Annotated in this window: 15 protein-coding genes and 1 pseudogene; 3 read left to right on the top strand and 13 right to left on the bottom strand. The window is 69.8% G+C overall.

What is annotated here, in order from left to right; all coding sequences use genetic code 11:
• Nucleotides 1-20 precede the first annotated feature (20 nt).
• From dmpG to ACWIGU_RS00065, 4 genes are all read right to left on the bottom strand, one after another.
• Entirely contained in the window at nt 21-1,034 is a 1,014-nt protein-coding gene (dmpG, locus tag ACWIGU_RS00080; protein ID WP_454395792.1) for a 4-hydroxy-2-oxovalerate aldolase, read from the bottom strand.
• Nucleotides 1,031-1,978 carry an acetaldehyde dehydrogenase (acetylating) gene (locus ACWIGU_RS00075; RefSeq protein WP_454395790.1) on the bottom strand — a complete coding sequence of 316 codons (948 nt, stop codon included), beginning with the start codon at nt 1,976-1,978 and terminating at the stop codon, nt 1,031-1,033. Before ACWIGU_RS00075 ends, dmpG begins: the two co-directional genes overlap by 4 nt.
• Nucleotides 1,975-2,814 (bottom strand): 2-keto-4-pentenoate hydratase, encoded by an 840-nt coding sequence (locus ACWIGU_RS00070; RefSeq protein WP_454395788.1) that lies wholly within the window; start codon nt 2,812-2,814, stop codon nt 1,975-1,977. Before ACWIGU_RS00070 ends, ACWIGU_RS00075 begins: the two co-directional genes overlap by 4 nt.
• Before the next feature lie 70 nt (nt 2,815-2,884).
• Nucleotides 2,885-3,649, bottom strand: a complete 765-nt coding sequence (locus ACWIGU_RS00065) for an IclR family transcriptional regulator (protein WP_454395786.1) — start codon at nt 3,647-3,649, stop codon at nt 2,885-2,887.
• Nucleotides 3,650-3,814: 165 nt separating this feature from the next.
• Between ACWIGU_RS00065 and ACWIGU_RS00060 the strand changes: the two are divergent.
• Nucleotides 3,815-4,015: pseudogene (locus ACWIGU_RS00060) on the top strand (IS481 family transposase); the annotation flags it as partial.
• 105 nt (nt 4,016-4,120) lie between these two features.
• On the opposite strand, the gene ACWIGU_RS00055 reads toward ACWIGU_RS00060, so the two are convergent.
• The 6 genes from ACWIGU_RS00055 to ACWIGU_RS00030 are packed head-to-tail and all read right to left on the bottom strand — an operon-like array spanning nt 4,121 to nt 10,152.
• Complete coding sequence (locus ACWIGU_RS00055; RefSeq protein WP_454395784.1) at nt 4,121-4,978, bottom strand: phosphogluconate dehydrogenase C-terminal domain-containing protein; 858 nt, start codon at nt 4,976-4,978, stop codon at nt 4,121-4,123.
• Nucleotides 4,979-4,980: 2 nt separating this feature from the next.
• A complete protein-coding gene (locus ACWIGU_RS00050) occupies nt 4,981-5,796 on the bottom strand; it encodes a sugar phosphate isomerase/epimerase family protein (protein WP_454395782.1) in 816 nt (271 codons plus the stop codon).
• Complete coding sequence (locus ACWIGU_RS00045) at nt 5,796-6,566, bottom strand: triose-phosphate isomerase (RefSeq protein WP_454395780.1); 771 nt, start codon at nt 6,564-6,566, stop codon at nt 5,796-5,798. Before ACWIGU_RS00045 ends, ACWIGU_RS00050 begins: the two co-directional genes overlap by 1 nt.
• A complete protein-coding gene (locus ACWIGU_RS00040) occupies nt 6,566-7,027 on the bottom strand; it encodes a ribose-5-phosphate isomerase (protein ID WP_454395778.1) in 462 nt (153 codons plus the stop codon). The genes ACWIGU_RS00045 and ACWIGU_RS00040 overlap by 1 nt, the downstream gene beginning before the upstream one ends.
• A gap of 21 nt (nt 7,028-7,048) precedes the next feature.
• Nucleotides 7,049-8,779, bottom strand: a complete 1,731-nt coding sequence (locus tag ACWIGU_RS00035) for a dihydroxyacetone kinase family protein (RefSeq protein WP_454395776.1) — start codon at nt 8,777-8,779, stop codon at nt 7,049-7,051.
• Complete coding sequence (locus ACWIGU_RS00030) at nt 8,776-10,152, bottom strand: MFS transporter (protein ID WP_454395774.1); 1,377 nt, start codon at nt 10,150-10,152, stop codon at nt 8,776-8,778. Before ACWIGU_RS00030 ends, ACWIGU_RS00035 begins: the two co-directional genes overlap by 4 nt.
• Before the next feature lie 255 nt (nt 10,153-10,407).
• Here ACWIGU_RS00030 and ACWIGU_RS00025 point away from each other — a divergent pair, with 255 nt between their 5' ends.
• A complete protein-coding gene (locus ACWIGU_RS00025; protein WP_454395772.1) occupies nt 10,408-11,166 on the top strand; it encodes a FadR/GntR family transcriptional regulator in 759 nt (252 codons plus the stop codon).
• A gap of 1,155 nt (nt 11,167-12,321) precedes the next feature.
• On the opposite strand, the gene ACWIGU_RS00020 is transcribed toward ACWIGU_RS00025, so the two are convergent.
• Nucleotides 12,322-12,495 carry a hypothetical protein gene (locus ACWIGU_RS00020; RefSeq protein ID WP_454395770.1) on the bottom strand — a complete coding sequence of 58 codons (174 nt, stop codon included), beginning with the start codon at nt 12,493-12,495 and terminating at the stop codon, nt 12,322-12,324.
• Between the two features lie 84 nt (nt 12,496-12,579).
• Complete coding sequence (locus tag ACWIGU_RS00015; RefSeq protein ID WP_454397204.1) at nt 12,580-13,026, bottom strand: integrase core domain-containing protein; 447 nt, start codon at nt 13,024-13,026, stop codon at nt 12,580-12,582.
• 515 nt (nt 13,027-13,541) lie between these two features.
• On the opposite strand from ACWIGU_RS00015, the gene ACWIGU_RS00010 reads away from it, so the two are divergent.
• Nucleotides 13,542-13,820 (top strand): hypothetical protein, encoded by a 279-nt coding sequence (locus ACWIGU_RS00010; protein ID WP_454395768.1) that lies wholly within the window; start codon nt 13,542-13,544, stop codon nt 13,818-13,820.
• A gap of 372 nt (nt 13,821-14,192) precedes the next feature.
• Here the strand turns inward: ACWIGU_RS00010 and ACWIGU_RS00005 are convergent, their stop codons facing one another.
• Nucleotides 14,193-15,365: a site-2 protease family protein gene (locus ACWIGU_RS00005; protein WP_454395766.1), complete on the bottom strand. Its 1,173-nt coding sequence runs from the start codon at nt 15,363-15,365 to the stop codon at nt 14,193-14,195.
• Nucleotides 15,366-16,088 lie beyond the last annotated feature (723 nt).

The following is a 16,088-nucleotide window of genomic DNA, read 5'->3' as shown; positions in this document are numbered from 1 at the left end:
GCCCTGCGTCGTACGGCGTGTCAGCTCGCCTGTGCCAGCCCCAGCGCCACGTCGACGATCATGTCCTCTTGGCCGCCGACCAGTCCGCGATTGCCGACCTCGACGAGGATCGTGCGGACGTCGACGCCGTAGCGTTCGGCCGCCGCCTCGGCGTGCCGCAGGAACGAGCCGTAGACCCCGGCGTAGCCGAGGGTGAGGGTCTCACGGTCCACGCGGACCGGGCGGTCCTGCAGCGGGCGCACCAGGTCCTCGGCCGCGTCCTGGAGGGCGAAGAGGTCGCAGCCGTGGTCCCAGCCGTTGAGGTCGGCGACGGCGACGAAGGGTTCGATGGGGCAGTTGCCGGCGCCCGCGCCCTGGCCGGCGAGGGAGGCGTCCACGCGGGTCACGCCCTCCTCCACCGCGACCATGGAGTTGGCGACGGCGAGGGAGAGGTTCTCGTGGGCATGGATGCCGAGTTCGGTGGCGGGGTCGAGTACGTCCCGGTAGGCGCGCATGCGCTTGCGGACGCCGTCCATCATCAGGCGGCCGCCGGAGTCGGTGACGTAGACGCAGTGAGCGCCGTAGGACTCCATGAGCTTGGCCTGCGCGGCCAGTGTCTTGGCGTCGGCCATGTGACTCATCATCAGGAAGCCCGACACGTCCATGCCCAACTCGCGGGCGGTGGCGATGTGTTGGGCCGACACGTCGGCCTCGGTGCAGTGCGTGGCGACCCGCACCGAGCGCACCCCGAGCGCGTATGCCTGCTTGAGTTCCTTGATGGTGCCGATGCCGGGCAGCAGGAGGGTGGTGAGGCGGGCGTTGGTGATGTGGGCGGCCGCCGTCTCGATCCACTCCCAGTCGGTGTGGCTGCCGGGGCCGTAGTTGAGGGAGCCGCCGGCGAGCCCGTCGCCGTGGGACACCTCGATCCCGCCGACGCCGGCCGCGTCGAGAGCGGCCACGATCCGGCCGACCTGCTCCGGCTCGATGCGGTGCCGGATGGCGTGCATTCCATCGCGCAGGGTGACGTCCTGGATGAACAGCTTGGTGTCACTCATGCGTCGGCTCCCTGGAGTTCGGTGGCGCGGGCGGCCATGGCCTCGGCCATCCGCAGGGCCGCGCTGGTCATGATGTCGAGGTTCCCGGCGTACGCCGGAAGGTAGTGGGCGGCCCCCTCGACCTCGAGGAATACGGACACCTGGTGGGTGGCCGGGGCCATGGTGAGGGTGTGCACCGGCTGGTCGGCGGGGATCGGCGTGATCTGCACCTGCTGCTTGAGGCGGTAGCCCGGCACGTACGCCGACACCTCGTCGACGCGTCGGGCGACGGCCGCGCGGATCGCGTCGTGCGTGGCCTCGTCGGGCGCGTTCACCAGCGCGAGTACGGTGTCCCGCATGATGAGCGGCGGCTCCGCCGGGTTCAGGACGATGACGGCCTTGCCGCGCTCCGCGCCTCCCACCGTTTCGATGGCGTGGCTGGTCGTCTCGGTGAACTCGTCGATGTTCGCGCGGGTGCCGGGACCGGCGCTCTTCGACGCGATCGAGGCGACGATCTCCGCGTACGGGACCGGCGCCACCGAGGAGATCGCCGCGACGATCGGGATGGTGGCCTGGCCGCCGCACGTCACCATGTTCACGTCGTCCGCGCCGACATGGTCGACGAGATTGACCGCCGGGATCACCATCGGGCCGAGGGCGGCGGGGGTGAGGTCGACGAGCTGCTTGCCGTACGGGGCGAGCGCCGCGGCGTTGGCGACGTGCGCCTTCGCGGATGTCGCGTCGAAGACGATGCGGATGTCCTCGAAGCCGTCCATCGCGATCAGCCCCTGGACGCCCTCGGCGGTGACGGGCACCCCGAGCCGCTGCGCGCGGGCGAGCCCGTCGGAGGCGGGGTCGATGCCGACCATCGCGCCCATTTCGAGGGTGTCCGACAGGCGGAGCACCTTGATCATCAGGTCGGTGCCGATATTGCCCGAGCCGATGACGGCGACCTTGGTCCTCATGCGGAGGCTCCTTCATGACTGGAGGCGTGGAAGCGGACGGAGACGGAGCCGAGTCCGGTGATGTCGGCGGTGAACGCGTCGCCGGCCGCGGCGGGCACCATCGGGCCGAGCGCGCCGGACAGCACGACCTGGCCCGCGCGCAGCGGGTCGCCGACCTCGCGCGCGGTGCGGGCGAGCCAGGCCAGTGCGGAGAGCGGGTCGCCCAGGCAGGCCGCGCCGTCGCCGCTGGAGACGGTCTCGTCGTGCCGCGTCAGGGTCATGGCGGCCTCGACCGGCTCGAATTCGGTGAGCGGCCTGGCCGGGGCGCCGAGTACATAGAGCGCGGAGGAGCCGTTGTCGGCGACGGTGTCACCGAATGTGATGTCCCAGTCGGCGATCCGGCTGTCCACGATCTCCAGTGCGGGGACCGCGTGCGCCACGGCGGCTCGGACCTGCGCGTCGTCGAGCGGCCCCTCGGCGAGGTCCGCGCCCAGGACGAACGCGATCTCCGCCTCGACCTTGGGCTGGAGCAGCTCGCCGACCGGCACGGACCCCCCGTCCGCGACGCTCATGTCCGCGAACAGCACCCCGAAGTCCGGCTGGTCCACGCCCAGTTGCTTCTGTACGGCGGGGGAGGTGAGGCCGATCTTGCGGCCGGTGACGCGGCCGCCCGCTTCGAGACGGTGTGCGGTGAGCAGTGCCTGGACGGCGTAGGCCGCCTTGATGTCGTCGCTGCCGATCAGGTCGCGCACCGGGGGGCAGGGCACGTGGTCGGCGGCGGCGCGCAGCAGCCGCCGCGCCGCCCGCGCCACGGCGTCGCTGCCGGGGGACGTGTCGCCGGGGGAGATCTCGTTCATGCCCTCAGCATGGACAGGCCGGTCGTCGCACGCCCAGCATTTGGTTCCGCCTCACGGAACTAGGCCCGGTTCAATGGCTGCGCAGCTCCGCGCGGCGGCCGAGCGTCGCCGAGATGCCCGCCGCAGCCGCGCGCACGCTGGTGGCGTGCCGGGCGGGCTGAAACCGGTGCACCGGACCCGTGACGCTGACCGCCGCCATGATCTCGTCCGACGGGCCGAAGATCCCGGCCGCGACACAGACGATGCCGACCGCCGACTCCTCGTACTCGAAGGCCACGCCCTTGGTGATCGTCTCGGACAACTGCCGTGTCAGGACGTCAGCGTTGGTGATGGTCCGCGGCGCCTTGCGCTCAAGCGGCCCGCGCAGCGCGGCCTCGCGCACCTCGGCCGGAGCGTGCGCCAGCAGCACCTTGCCGATCGCCGTCGCGTGCAGCGGCATGCGCCCGCCGAGCCGTGAGGGCGAGTCGGCCTGCTGGTGGCCGCCCATTTTGGCGACGTAGACGACCTCGGTGCCCTCGCGTGTGCCCAGATGGACGAGTTCGTGGGTGCGCACGAAGAGGTCCTCCAGGAAGGGCGTGGCCACTTCGAGCAGCCCGCGCTCGACGGATGCGCGCATGCCCAGCTCGAAGACGAGCCCGGACAGCCGGTAGCGCCCCTGGACGCGGTCGAGGAGTCGGGCGGCCACCAGATCACCGAGGACCCGGTGCAGCGTGCTTTTGGCGAAGTCGGTACGCCGCTGCAGCTCGGCGAAGCCCAGGGTGGTGTCCTCGACGGTGAAGGCCTGCAGCACGGTGAGGGCCTTGGCCAGGACGCCGCTCGGCGCGTCGTCGCTCAAGGTGCCTTCCTTCCGAGGAGTCGCAGCACCCCGACTGTACGGGACGGTGTGCACACCTCCGGACCTGGGGGTTGTCGACGTTGCGGAGTGATGCTCGGCGGGGAAGTTCCTGGCTCCGAGAGCCGACACCGCCCGCCATGGTCAACCGAGTCCGGGGGGCCGCCCGCGACCGAGTTCCTCGACTACGTCATCCAGCGCCTGCCGTTCCAGGTCGAGGTCGTCCAGACCGACAACGGCGCCGAGTTCCAGCCCGCATGCCACTGGCACGTCCTCGACAAGGGCATCGCCCACACCTACGTCAAGCCCCGAACTCCGCGCTTGACCAGGCGGGTTGAACGCTCCCACCGCATCGACGCCGAGGAGTTCTGTCCAACGCCTTTTCTTCGGTCGGGCCGGGCGAACCTTTTGCCCGGCCGGGGCGACGAACCAGCCAGAGCCGGCGCAGTGCAGAAGGGGCAGTTCCCTCTGCCGTCAGCGCTTGATCTCCTTGATCTTGAGCATGCGGGTGATGACCTTGTCGAGCTCCGCGTCGTCGAAGACCTTCTTCCAGTCGTCACGGACGATCGACTCGCGGCCGTAGTCCATGGCGATGAGGCAGGCGTCGGAGAACGGGTTCGAGCCCTTGAGCGTGTTCGCAAGGGCGACCTGGGTGTGCCCGAGCAGCATCGCGCGGGCAGCCTTCTCAGGGACGCCGACGGTGTGCACCGTCTCGTGCAGCGCCTCGGTGAGCAGCGCGCCGACCATGCAGGCGATGGTCTCGACGAGGGTCGGCTCCAGGACGGCAAGCTGCTTGATCGTCACCCAGTGGACGTCGACGACGGGGGCGTACATGACGCGGATGACGGCGTCGGCGAGCGCCTGCTTCTCGGCGTCGCCACCCTCGTACGCGGCCACGACCTCCTGCGGCGCCGCGATCCCGCCGAAGGTGTCTGCCCACTCCTCCTTGGTGGTGCGCTCCAGGAAGACGGACGGGTGGCAGGGGTGCGCGCAGGCGTAGTGCACGTCGTCACGGGCGAACAGCAGGCCCGCGTATGCGGCGGCCGGGTCGAGGGTGAGGACGACGGTGCCCGGCTTCATCAGGGGCACCAGCTGCTCGGAGACGGTGCCGAGGACGACGTCCGGCACAGCCAGGATGACGACGTCGGCTTCCTTGGCGGCTGCATCGGAGTCGGTGAGGTCGCGGCCGAGGGAGCGGATCAGCTCCTGCCCCTTCTCGGAAGCCTCGCTGAAGAGCACCCGGAAGTCGCTCTCCACCAGGTTGTTGGAGACGCGCTGGCCCATCTTGCCGCCGGCTCCGATGACGGCGACGGTCTTGTTGTCAGTGGCCATGGTCATTTGCTCCTCAGGAGGGTGTTGTTCAGAAGAGTGGTGATGCTGTGTTGCGTCCACCGGCGTTCCAGTTCGGCGGTGGCGGCGAAGCCCTCGTCGTGCCACGGGAGCCAGTGCTCCACGATCTGGTTGATGCCGCGCTCATGCGGCCGGACTGCGGCGATCATGGCGTCGTAGTCGAGGAGGCCGGTGCCCAGCGGGCATCCGGCGTAGGTGAAGCCGACCCAGCCGTCGCGACGGTTGAAGGCGAAGTCCTTGACGTGGATGTTCACCACGTGCGGGGCGGTCGCCTCGACGACGTCGGTCGGGCGCTCCAGGCGGGCGACGCTGTTGCCGGGATCGAGAACGACACCGAGGCGCTCGTTGTCGACGCCCTGGACGACGGCGAGGAGGTCGTCGGTGGAGACCTGCTCGTACGTTTCCAGGCCGAGAGTCACTCCGGCGTCCGCGTAGGCGGGCAATGCCTGCCGGAGCAGGGAGATGGCCTCGTCGACGGTCGGCTGGTGGTCGACGGTGTTCATCATCGACCGGACCAGCGTGACGTCGAGATGCGCCGCCATGTCCACGTACTTGGCGAGGTGGTCGGGACGCACACCCCTGGTGCCGAGTTCCAGGCGCAGGCCCAGGTCACGTGCCGCGTCTCGGACCTCGGCGAGGCGGACGGCGTCGTACGTCTCGATGGGTGGGTAATCGCAGATCTGGAAGACCTCGCCGCCCAGCTCCTTGGTGTCGGCCAGCATGTCGAGGAGGGACAGCGGCTTCGGGGCACGCCGGGAGATCCGCCAGAAGTACGCGTAGGTACTGATGCCGTACGCCATCAGGCCACCGCCGATGTGGAGTTCATCGCCTCGACTTCGTCGAGGATGCGTCCGACGGCTGCGGGGTCGTGCGCGAAGCGGCCGAGGAAGAGACCCCCGGCGGAGTCGCCGAGGCGGGTGAGGAGTCCGGGTCCCGCGCTGCCACCGTAGATGACGGTCGAACCGGCCTGCTGGGGACGGGCTTTCAGCCATTCTCCCAGTGCCGTGCATACGGTGTTGATGTGCTCGGGCGAGGCGGGCTCCGGCGCGCCGATGGCCCACTGGGGTTCGTAGGCGAGGACCACCTTGCCCCCCATGCCGTACAGCAATCGCGCGGCCTCAGCGACGGTACGGCGAGCGGCCTCTTCCGGATCGACCGGGTCGAGTTCGCCGACGCACAGGACCGGGGTGAGTCCGTTGCGCAGGGCGGCCGCGGTCTTCGCGGCGACGACGGTGTCTCCCTCTCCGTAGAGGCGGCGGCGTTCGGCGTGGCCGACCTCGGCATAGCGGCAGCCGATCTCCTTCAGGTACGGCCCGGAGACCTCGCCGGTGTAGGCGCCGACGTCCTCCGTGGCGATGTCCTGCGCGCCGATGTCGACGCCGCTGCGCGCGAGGATCCCGGCCACGGGCACGATCGCCGGGAAGGCGGGGAGCACGAACAGGCGGGCGGCGCCGCTGGTGACGGCGGGGTGCCGGTCGGCCAACTGGACTATTTTACGGGACCAGTTGAGGGTCTCGTGGTGGCCGAGGTACATCTTCAGGCTCACCCCGAGCAGGACGGGGGAATTCATTACGCGGCCTCGTAGTCGCTCATCAGCTGCACCTTCGCGGCGGACGGCGAGGAGTCGTCGAAGCGGTAGGTCAGCCACTCGGTCGCCAGCCTGCGGGCCAGCTCCAGACCGACTACTCGCTGCCCGAAGGTCAGCACCTGTGCGTTGTTCGAGAGGATCGCGCGCTCGACGGAGAAGGAGTCGTGGGCGGTGACCGCCCGGATCCCCTTGACCTTGTTCGCCGCGATGGCCACACCCAGCCCGGTACCGCACACGAGCAGCGCCCGGTCGGCGTCACCGCGCGCCACCATCTCGGCGGCGGCGATGGCGATCTCCGGGTAGGCGGTGTGCCCGTCGGCGTCCACACCCACGTCGGTGACGGAGGCGACCAGATCGCTCGCCTGGAAGTCAGTCTTGAGGGCCTCCTTGTACTGGTATCCGGCGTCGTCGCAGCCGACGACGATCCGCAGCTTCTCGCTCATGTTGCTTTTCCTTAAAGGGAGTTACTGGCAGGTGGTCAGCGCGCCGTGGACGGCGCGGACGATGAGCGCGAGGGAGTGGGCACCCGCGTCGGGGGTGCCGAGGGACTTCTCGGCGTGCGGCCGGGCGCGGCCCATGCGCGGGACGAGCCGGGCAGTGTCGCGGGCGGCCTGCTCGGCGATGTCCGCGGCCGTGGCCCAGGCGGCGGTCAACTCGACGGTTGCATCTACCTGTTGACCGAGTGTCTCGGCGAACGGGACGAGGACGTCGACCATGGTTTTGTCGCCGACCTCGGCGCCGCCGGCCCTACGGACGCCGTCGGACGCCTGCCGGACTCCGTGGGCGACGGCCGCCGGCGACGGCCGTTCGGTATCGCCGAGCGCGTCGGCGATCGCGCGCAGGATGATGCCCCACAGAGCTCCGGAGGTGCCGCCCGCGCGGTCGGCCCAGGCGTCACCGGCGGCGGTCAACAGCGACTGGGCGCCCGCACCCAACTCCTGGGCACGCAGGGCGGCTTCGAAGGCCGCGGCGGATCCCCGCTGCATGCCGATGCCGTGGTCGCCGTCACCCGCGACGGCGTCGATGCGGCCCAGCTCGTCGGCGTGCGCGTCGACGGTCTCCTTGATGCGGCCGAGCGCTTCGAGCGCGGTGGCGGCGGCACTCCGCGACTCGTCGCTCGCCACGTACGGCTCCGGGCCGCCCCCGGTCTCGGACGGAGCCTCCTCTTGGGCGGCGGCCGCCTCGGGCACGCTTCCCTTGCGGTAGGCGGGGGCGTCGGCGGGCGCGGTCCACAGTGCTTCGAGGGTGTCGTCGAGCCAGGTCAGGGTGAGGGAGATGCCCGCCATGTCGAAGCTGGTGACGAGTTCGCCGACCTCGGGGTCGACGATGTGCACGCCCGTGTCTGCGAGGAGCTGGGCCACGCGCCGGTAGACGACGAAGAGTTCCTCGTACTTGACCGAGCCGAGCCCGTTGAGGATGACGGCGGCGCGCTGCCCGTGCGGCCCGGTGACACCGTCCGGGAGTTCCTTCAGGAGGGTGGAGACGAGGAGTTCGGCGGCCTCGTCGGCGGTGGGCACGGCCGCTTCGCCGATGCCGGGTTCGCCGTGGATACCGAGGCCGACGGCCATCCGGTCCTCGGGGACCGTGAACAGCGGGTGGTCGGCGCCGGGCAGCGTGCAGCCGGAGAAGGCGATGCCGAAGGAGCGGGTGCGGGCGTTGGCGTACGCGGCGACGCGGGCCACCTCGTCGAGCGGCAGGCCCTGTTCGGCAGCGGCCGCCGCGGCCTTGAAGACGGGCAGGTCACCCGCGATGCCGCGGCGCCGGTGGGCCTCGTCGGGCGCGGCGCTGGACAGGTCGTCGGTGACGGCGAAGGTACGAGTGGCTATGCCCTCGGCGTTCAGTCGCTCCGCGGCCTGCCCGAAGTGAAGAACGTCGCCCGCGTAGTTTCCGTACAGGAGAAGGACTCCGCCGCCGGCGTGCGCTGTCCGGGCAACGGTGTGTATCTGCTGGGCGGACGGCGAGGCGAAGACATTGCCGACGGCCGCACCGTGCGCGAGGCCCTGGCCGACCAGGCCGGAGAAGGCCGGGTAGTGGCCCGAGCCGCCGCCGATGACGACGGCCACCTGCCCCGCAGTCTTCGCGGTGGCCCGCACCACGCCTCCGTGCACCGGCCGCACCCAGCGGTGATGGGCGGCGGCGAACCCTTCGAGCGCTTCGTCGGCGAAGGCGGCGGGATCGTTGTACAGGCGGGTCATCGCTGGCTCTCCGCGGGTGCTGAAGGAGCGGACGGGGACGAGGAGGTGCGGGAGGCGAGCCAGATCATCAGGGCGGCGGACAGCAGCATGAAGATGCCGACGAGGTAGAGCGGCAGGTAGTAGCTGCCGGTCCAGTCCTTGAGCCAGCCGGTGATGTAGCTGGACGCGAACCCGGCGACGTTGCCCGCCGTGTTGATCAGTGCGATACCCGCCGCGGCGGCCGCCCCGGTCAGGAAGCGCGAGGGCACCGCCCAGAACACCGGGAGTGCCGCGAAGATGGCGCAGGCGGTGACCGTGATGACGGCGACGGTGGCCGCGGGTGAGCCCATGTAGAGGGCCAGAGGGATCGAGAGGCCGCCGACCACCGCGGGCCCCGCGACGTGCCAGGTCCGGGTGCCGTGGCGCGTGGCGTGCCGGGTCCAGAAGAAGAGGACGATGGCGGCCGGCAGATACGGGATCGCGGTGATCCAGGCCTTGTCCATCACGCTGAACGTGGTGTCGTACTGCTCCTGGAAGCCGTTGATGATCGTCGGCAGGAAGAACGCGAGCGCGTACAGGCCGTAGACGAAACCGAAGTAGACGACGGCGAGGATCCAGACGCGGCCGTTGGTGAAGGCAGCCTTCAGGTCGCCCTTGGCATGCTGGCCCTCATGGCCGGACTTCTCAGCGTTCTCGGCGGCCAGCTCCTTGGTCAGCCAGTCCCGCTCGTCGGTCGTCAGCCATTTCGCGTCGGCCGGGCGGTCGATCAGATAGAACCAGGCGACGACGCCCAGCAGGATCGCCGGGATCGACACGAACAGGAACATCACGCGCCAGCCCTCGAGGCCGAAGAGGCCGTGGTGGCCGATCAGCCAGCCCGCGAGCGGGGCGCCGAACACCGTGGTCAGCGGCTGGGCGAGATAGAAGAGACCCAAGATCTTGGTGCGGTGGCGGCTGGGCACCCACTGGCTCAGGAAGAGGATCGCGCCGGGGAAGAACCCGGCCTCCGCGACACCCAGCAGGAAGCGCAGCGTGTAGAGCTGGCCGCTGCTGTCCACCCAGGTGAAGAGCAGCGAGACGATGCCCCAGCTGACCATGATCCGGGCCAGCCAGCGGCGGGCACCGAAGCGGTGCAGGGCCATATTGCTGGGGACCTCGAGCACGATGTAGCCGAGGAAGAAGATCCCTGAAGCGAAGCCGAACTGGGCGGCGGTCAGGGCCAGGTCCTGGCCCATGCCATTGGGTTCGGCGAACGACACCGCCGTCCGGTCCAGATAGTTCACGAAGAACATCAGGGCCACGAAGGGGACGAGACGGATCGAGATCTTCCTGATCGCCGACGCTTCGACGACTGATCTCGTCTCCGTAACGGGCGGCGCGGTGCTGGCAAGCATGGCGACTCCTCGGCTCGCCGGACAGCTCTGTCCGGACTTGGGTCACTCTCGGCGCGAGGGGTGCAGCAGCTCGCTGTCCACCCCCGTCGGGCCGATCTGCGATTCACGGTATGCCCCATGCTGAAATTGGTCACCAATTTACCAATGTGGCGAGCATCGCACTTCCTCCCCGCCCTTGCACCCTTGACAAAGCAGGCGGGAAGGGGTGGCGCGTGCCACCGACGGACAGGCGTGACCGATCCATCTGGTCTACTGGTGACCGTGACCAGTCAGCCCTCCAACACCGCCGGCTCCCCGCCCGACCTCGCCCAACTCCTGCGCCCCGTCGTGCGCGAGTCTTCGGTGAGCGAGGTCGCCAAGCGCCTGCTCGACCACCTCTCCGCGGGCAACATCAAGCCCGGGACGCGGCTGCCCGCCGAGCGTCAGCTCGCCGAGGCCCTCGGGGTGGCGCGTTCCAGCGTCCGGGGCGCACTGTCCGCGCTCGACGTGCTCGGCATCATCGAGATCCGGCCCGGTTCGGGATCGTACGTACGCGAGGGCACCTCGGAATTCCTCCCGCGCGCGATCAACTGGGGCCTGATGCTGGGCCAGCGCCGCACGCAGGACCTGGTCGAGGTCCGCACCTACATGGAGGGCGTCTCGGCACGGCTCGCCGCGGAGCGCGCCACCGACGAGGACGTGGCCCGCCTGGAGGAGCACCTACGGCACATGCAGGAGGCGGGCGGCGACGTCAAGGCGTTCATCGACGCCGACATCGCCTTCCACCTCGAGTGCGCGACCATCGCGCGCAACACGGTCCTGAGCGACATCCTGCACAGCATCCGCGCCCTGCTCGAGGTATGGATGCAGCGGGTCAGCGACATTGAGGGCACGGTCAGCGGCACCCTGTGCGAGCACGACGGCGTTCTCCAGGCGATCCGGGACCGCGACCCCGAGGCGGCGGACCGCGCGATGGCGGAGCACATGCGCATGGCCAACGCCCGCCTGCGTGAGGCCATCGGCGACCCCGCCTAGACGTTTGCGTTCAGATCACCCGATTGTTGGTCCGGGTTATGTTGTTGACTGACGCGCAGTGGGCGCGGATCGCGCCGATACTCCCGGACCGGGGGCCGAACTGGGTGGCCGATACCGAGATCACCGAGAGGCGATCGACGCGATCGCGTCAAGTTCCGGACCGGGACGCAATGGGTCCACCTGCCGGAGCCGTACGACAACTGGCGAGGCGTCTGCAACCGGCTGCGGATGTGAACGTTGACGGCACGTGGGAGCGCGGGTCCTCACTGTGTTGGTCGCTCAGGCCGACACCGAACGAGGACCTCGACTGGGCAGTCCTGGTACGACTCCACGATCGTGCGCGCCGACCGGCACGCGGCCGGAGCCCGCAAAAGATGGCCCCGTCCGGTGAACCGGACAACCATGCCCCCAGCTGGTCCCGCGGCGGACTGACCACGAAGACCCACACCTTGCTGCTGACAGCCGTTGCCGACCGGTCATGATGACGGAGAACGCGATGGGCATGACGACGCCGCACGAGGAGGCCCTCGCGTTCGTGGACCAGGTCCTCGGGGCCCGGTGGCCCGGGGTGCTGCGGAACGGGCTCGCTCATCATGGTGATGCCCACCCTGCTCCTTCGGGTCGTGACCGATTTCGCCTGGTTTTCGGATGCATGATGGCAGCTCACAGCCGCCCGTCTTCCACATGTGCAGTGCATGGGGGTTCAGCTTTTCCGCACACGCCCGTCGTACCCGGACCGTCATCGGATCCACACTTGCCGCGCTCGCACTGGCGGCGGGGTGTGCCACGCATAGCGGGACGAGCGCACTGGACCATCCGGAAGGGTCGACGGTTCCCCTGCAGACCGTGTCCCCGTCGCCGGCCCTCACCGCGCGGGCAACGGAAGATCTGCGCGACCCCAGCTTGCACCCGAGGCAGGTAGCTGTCTGAGATGAGCCGGTGTGGCGACCGCGACCGGCAACACGATGGAGCTGGGGCGCGTTTCGGGTTCACCACAGCTGACAACACTGGCGGCGGAATTCAGTGACATCGATTACCTGGCCCCGTCCATGTCTGCCGCCCGGAATGCCGGCTACCGCCGCTGTCGCAGGAATCCAGGAGCCCGCCGTTGCGCTTTGGTTCGGTGCAACGGCGGGCTGCGTCGGCGGTGTGTTTCTACAGCTCCCGCTCGATCTGGTTCTCGCTGACCTTGTCTTCGCGCAGGGTCGCCTCGTTCTGGACGGCATAGCGCGCCTGTGACCCGCTGCCCTCGGCGCTGCGGATCTCGCCCCGCTGAAGCTCGTCCTGATGGTCCCTGTACTCCACGTGCTGTCCCTTGCGGTAGGGCATGGGGATCTCCAAATCTCGTGTGGGTCGACGAGGGCTGGCCCTGCCCTTTCGGCAGCGGGCGCTCCGCCCTCTTGGCGCCCGCGACTATCGCCAGGCGCATTGACAGCCCACCGCGAACTCCGTCCTACGGCAATCAGTACGGGGCCGAATGGATGACGCCTCGCCGGCCCCGCGCCAACGTCCCCTGCGACGGACGGTGCTACGAGCCCTGTGGGTTCCAGAACTCGACCGCTGGCGATGACCTGCATCTCTCCGCCGCTCCTTCGTACTCGTTGATGAGGCCTCCGAGGATCGTCCGGCGCTTGATCCGCTCGTGAGAGAGGCCGGCGATGGGGTGGTCGGGCCCGGGCGGTTGAGTTGGCGTCCGCGGTGCGGTCTTCGTCCGTTGTAGTGCTGGGCGTACTCGTTCAGCACGGTGTGTAGGCGGCGCTGGCTGAAGAGGAGCATCCGGTCGGTGACCTCGGAGCGGACGGTGCGCACGAACCTGTCCGCATACGCATACGCTTGAGGGCACCGCGGAGGGATCTTCACGACCTTGATGTCCTCGCCGGCGAGGACCGTGGCGAATGACTTGCTGAACCGGCTGGCCCGGTCGCGTCCGAGGAAGCGTGCCACCTGGGCGAGGTCGGCGCGTACCTCGACACCAACACCTACCCCACCGGCGTCGGCGTCGGTGTCGGTGACGCCGAGACGGCGGCCCTGCCGCTGACCCGCCACACTTTCCACGGCTCCCCACCGGCCCTCCTGACAACCCTTCAAGCGCCCGCGGCGACGACCCCAACTGCAAGATCAAGACGACACGTCAATGACGATTGCAGTAGGTGCCGGACTGAAGCCTGGGGAATCAGGCCCTGCGCCGCGTTCCTGGGCGCGTTGTGGCCGGCCGACGAGATCCGGGGGGAGTTCGAGGTCGCCAGGCTCGAACCGGCCGACGGACCCGGACAGCCGCCGAGGGCGGCCCAAGCACGAGCCCCGAGCCTGTCGATCGCAGTCACCCGGCCCGAGGCTGCTCGCGGTTCGGCCTCGCGACCGCCTACCGTGTAGGTATGAGCGAGATCGTCGTCGTCTACGAGCTCGACCAGCCGGTGGCCACGCACTCCTCCCCGGATACACCGAGCGGTGAGGACCGGCACATCCGCAAGGTGCACGCAGCGCCCGCCACCCCAGGGGCACCCATCCCGACGGGACCGAGGACCCTGTGCGGCAGGGACACCTTCGCGATGGAGACGAGCCGGAAGCCCTCCGAGCACCCTGGAGCGCCCTGGTACCCCGCGGAATACGCATCGGTGGTCTGCCCCGACTGCGATGCCGTGATCGAGACCTGACCGGCATACCGACTGCCTGAACGTCGCCGCACCCACTGTTGTCCTGCCCCCTCACCGCCCTTGTGCCACGTACTAGCAGGGCCCCTGTCAGCAGTCAGTCATCAGTTCGTTCTACTGGCCGCCGTCAGGCGTCGCGGTGGGTGCGAAGCAGGCAGCCCGGACCCAGGGGACCTGGCGGAGCGCCGACGAATGCCTCGAGCTGCGGGCAGTGGGCGAGGGCGGCGGGGGCGTGGTTGAGCACGGTGTGCGGCGCCATCGGGTCCCGTCGGGCGTGGACCCAGCAGATCACGCCCGTGGGCGCATCGGTCCACAACAGGGACGCAATGACACGACCGCATCGCGCCGCGACCGGCTTCTCCGGGGGCGTGACGGCTACGGATCGATGCCAGGGCGGCTGCCGCCACCGCCGCCGGGAGGTGCCGCTCCGCCCTGCCCCGCCGGATTCCGCTGGTAGAGCCGTCGAATGTCGTGCGCGGTGACGATACCGCCGAGGCGGCCGCCGTCCATGACGAGGATGGGCAGTCCGGCGCCGGAGCCGAGGCGCTCCAGCACGGCGGTCAGCAACTCGTCCGATGCGGCGAGCGTGCACTTGGACAGCGGGGTCGCCAGGTCCCCTACCCGCAACGCCTGCTGCCGCCCGGACGGCACCGCAGCCAGCTTGCGTAGCTGCACGACCCCGCTGGGGCGGCCCTCGAAGTCCACCAGCGCCAACACCGAATGTCGCGTCTGAGCCGCCACATCGGCAAGGAAGCGGTCCACGGTCAGCCACTCGGGACCGGTGACCACCGGGCTGGTCATCGCCTGAGTCACCCGCAGGCCGCGCACGGCCATGGACAACTGGGCCCACCGCCGTTCGGCCGCGGCGGTGAACGCCACGAACACGCCGATGACCATCAGCCACAGTCCGCCCGCCGCCCCCCGCGCGAACGCCAACCAGCCCAGCACGGCCAGTATTACGCCGATGACCTGTCCGCTGCGCCCCGCCGCCAGCTGGGCCCGCTCCCGGTCCCGCGTACGCCACCACAACACGGCCTGGAGCACCCGGCCCCCGTCCAGCGGGGTGGCCGGCAACAGGTTGAAGACGCCCAGCAGCACGTTCATGCCACCCAGCCAGCCCAGCATGGCAACCGGCAACCGCCAGCCCAGCACCGCATGTACCCCCACCGCGCCTGCGATGGTGGCCCCGCCGAGCATCAGGCTGGCCAACGGACCGCTGACGGCGACTGCGAACGCCGCCCGCGCCGTCGTCGGCCGGTCCATCCGGGTCATTCCACCGAGCGCCCACAGCGTCACGTCCCGCACCGGTATCCCGGCTCGGCGGGCCGTCAGCGCATGCGCCGCCTCATGCACGACCAGACTCGCCAGCAACAGCAGAGCACCGACCACTCCGGCGACCGCGTACACCACCGGCGCCCAGCCCGGCGCGTACGCAGGCAGGGTCCGGCCGGCCAGACCGTACGCGAAGAGCAGCATGATCAACGGCACGCTCCAGTGCGCCCGCACCGCCACTCCCCGCACACTCCCGATCCGGATCAAACCCTTCATCGCCATCACCCCCGACAGGAGACGGACGGCGCACCCGACCGCAGTCCGGGCTCCCTTCCATGGTCCGTCTGGCACCCCACGACCGGAAGCCTGTGAGCGACCACTCATTTCGTGATCGCTCACAGAACTGACGACCCCAGGCCCGCGCGGACCAGGAACCGCGCCAGGGATCTTCCGCCTGCGCGCCGCGATCGCCCACGCAGGCGGAAGCGATGCTTCAGACCTGCGGTGGCCTGAGAGTGGCTGGCAAACCGGACCTGTATTGGAGGCCTTGTCCGGGTAGCGACGCGCCGCCTTCAGCCAGGCGCCTGGGAGGAGGTGGAGAGGCCCTGGCGCCGCTCTCCCTACCCGCAGGGTCTGCGCCGCGCCTACGCGTACCGGACTGAGGACGGCCAGCAGATCACCGGAGTGTCGCTCTGGAACCCGCAAGCAGGAGAGTCACCTTCCGAGGGCATCATCTTGGCCTTCGGGCCGGGCTGGAGGCGTGACGTGGGTAACGCGGTGGGGGCCGGGTCTGTGAGGCGGCCCATAGGAGCCAGGTCACATACTAGGGGTGCTAGTAGGGGAGGGGGTCGCGTGGTGGCCCGCAGGGAGCCCCCCACTCGGTCATTTCGGACATTTCTCCGTAGTGGGGTAGTACGTCACATCCTTGCGCCCCCTCTCGGGCATCGCTAACTATGGCTGTCGTCCCGGTGAGCGGGTCGGAGCACGAGCGAAGCCGCT

Source organism: Streptomyces sp. NPDC055400, assembly GCF_053644375.1.
Note: the sequence above shows the minus strand (reverse complement) of the source record. Positions and strands in the feature narration are given on the sequence as shown.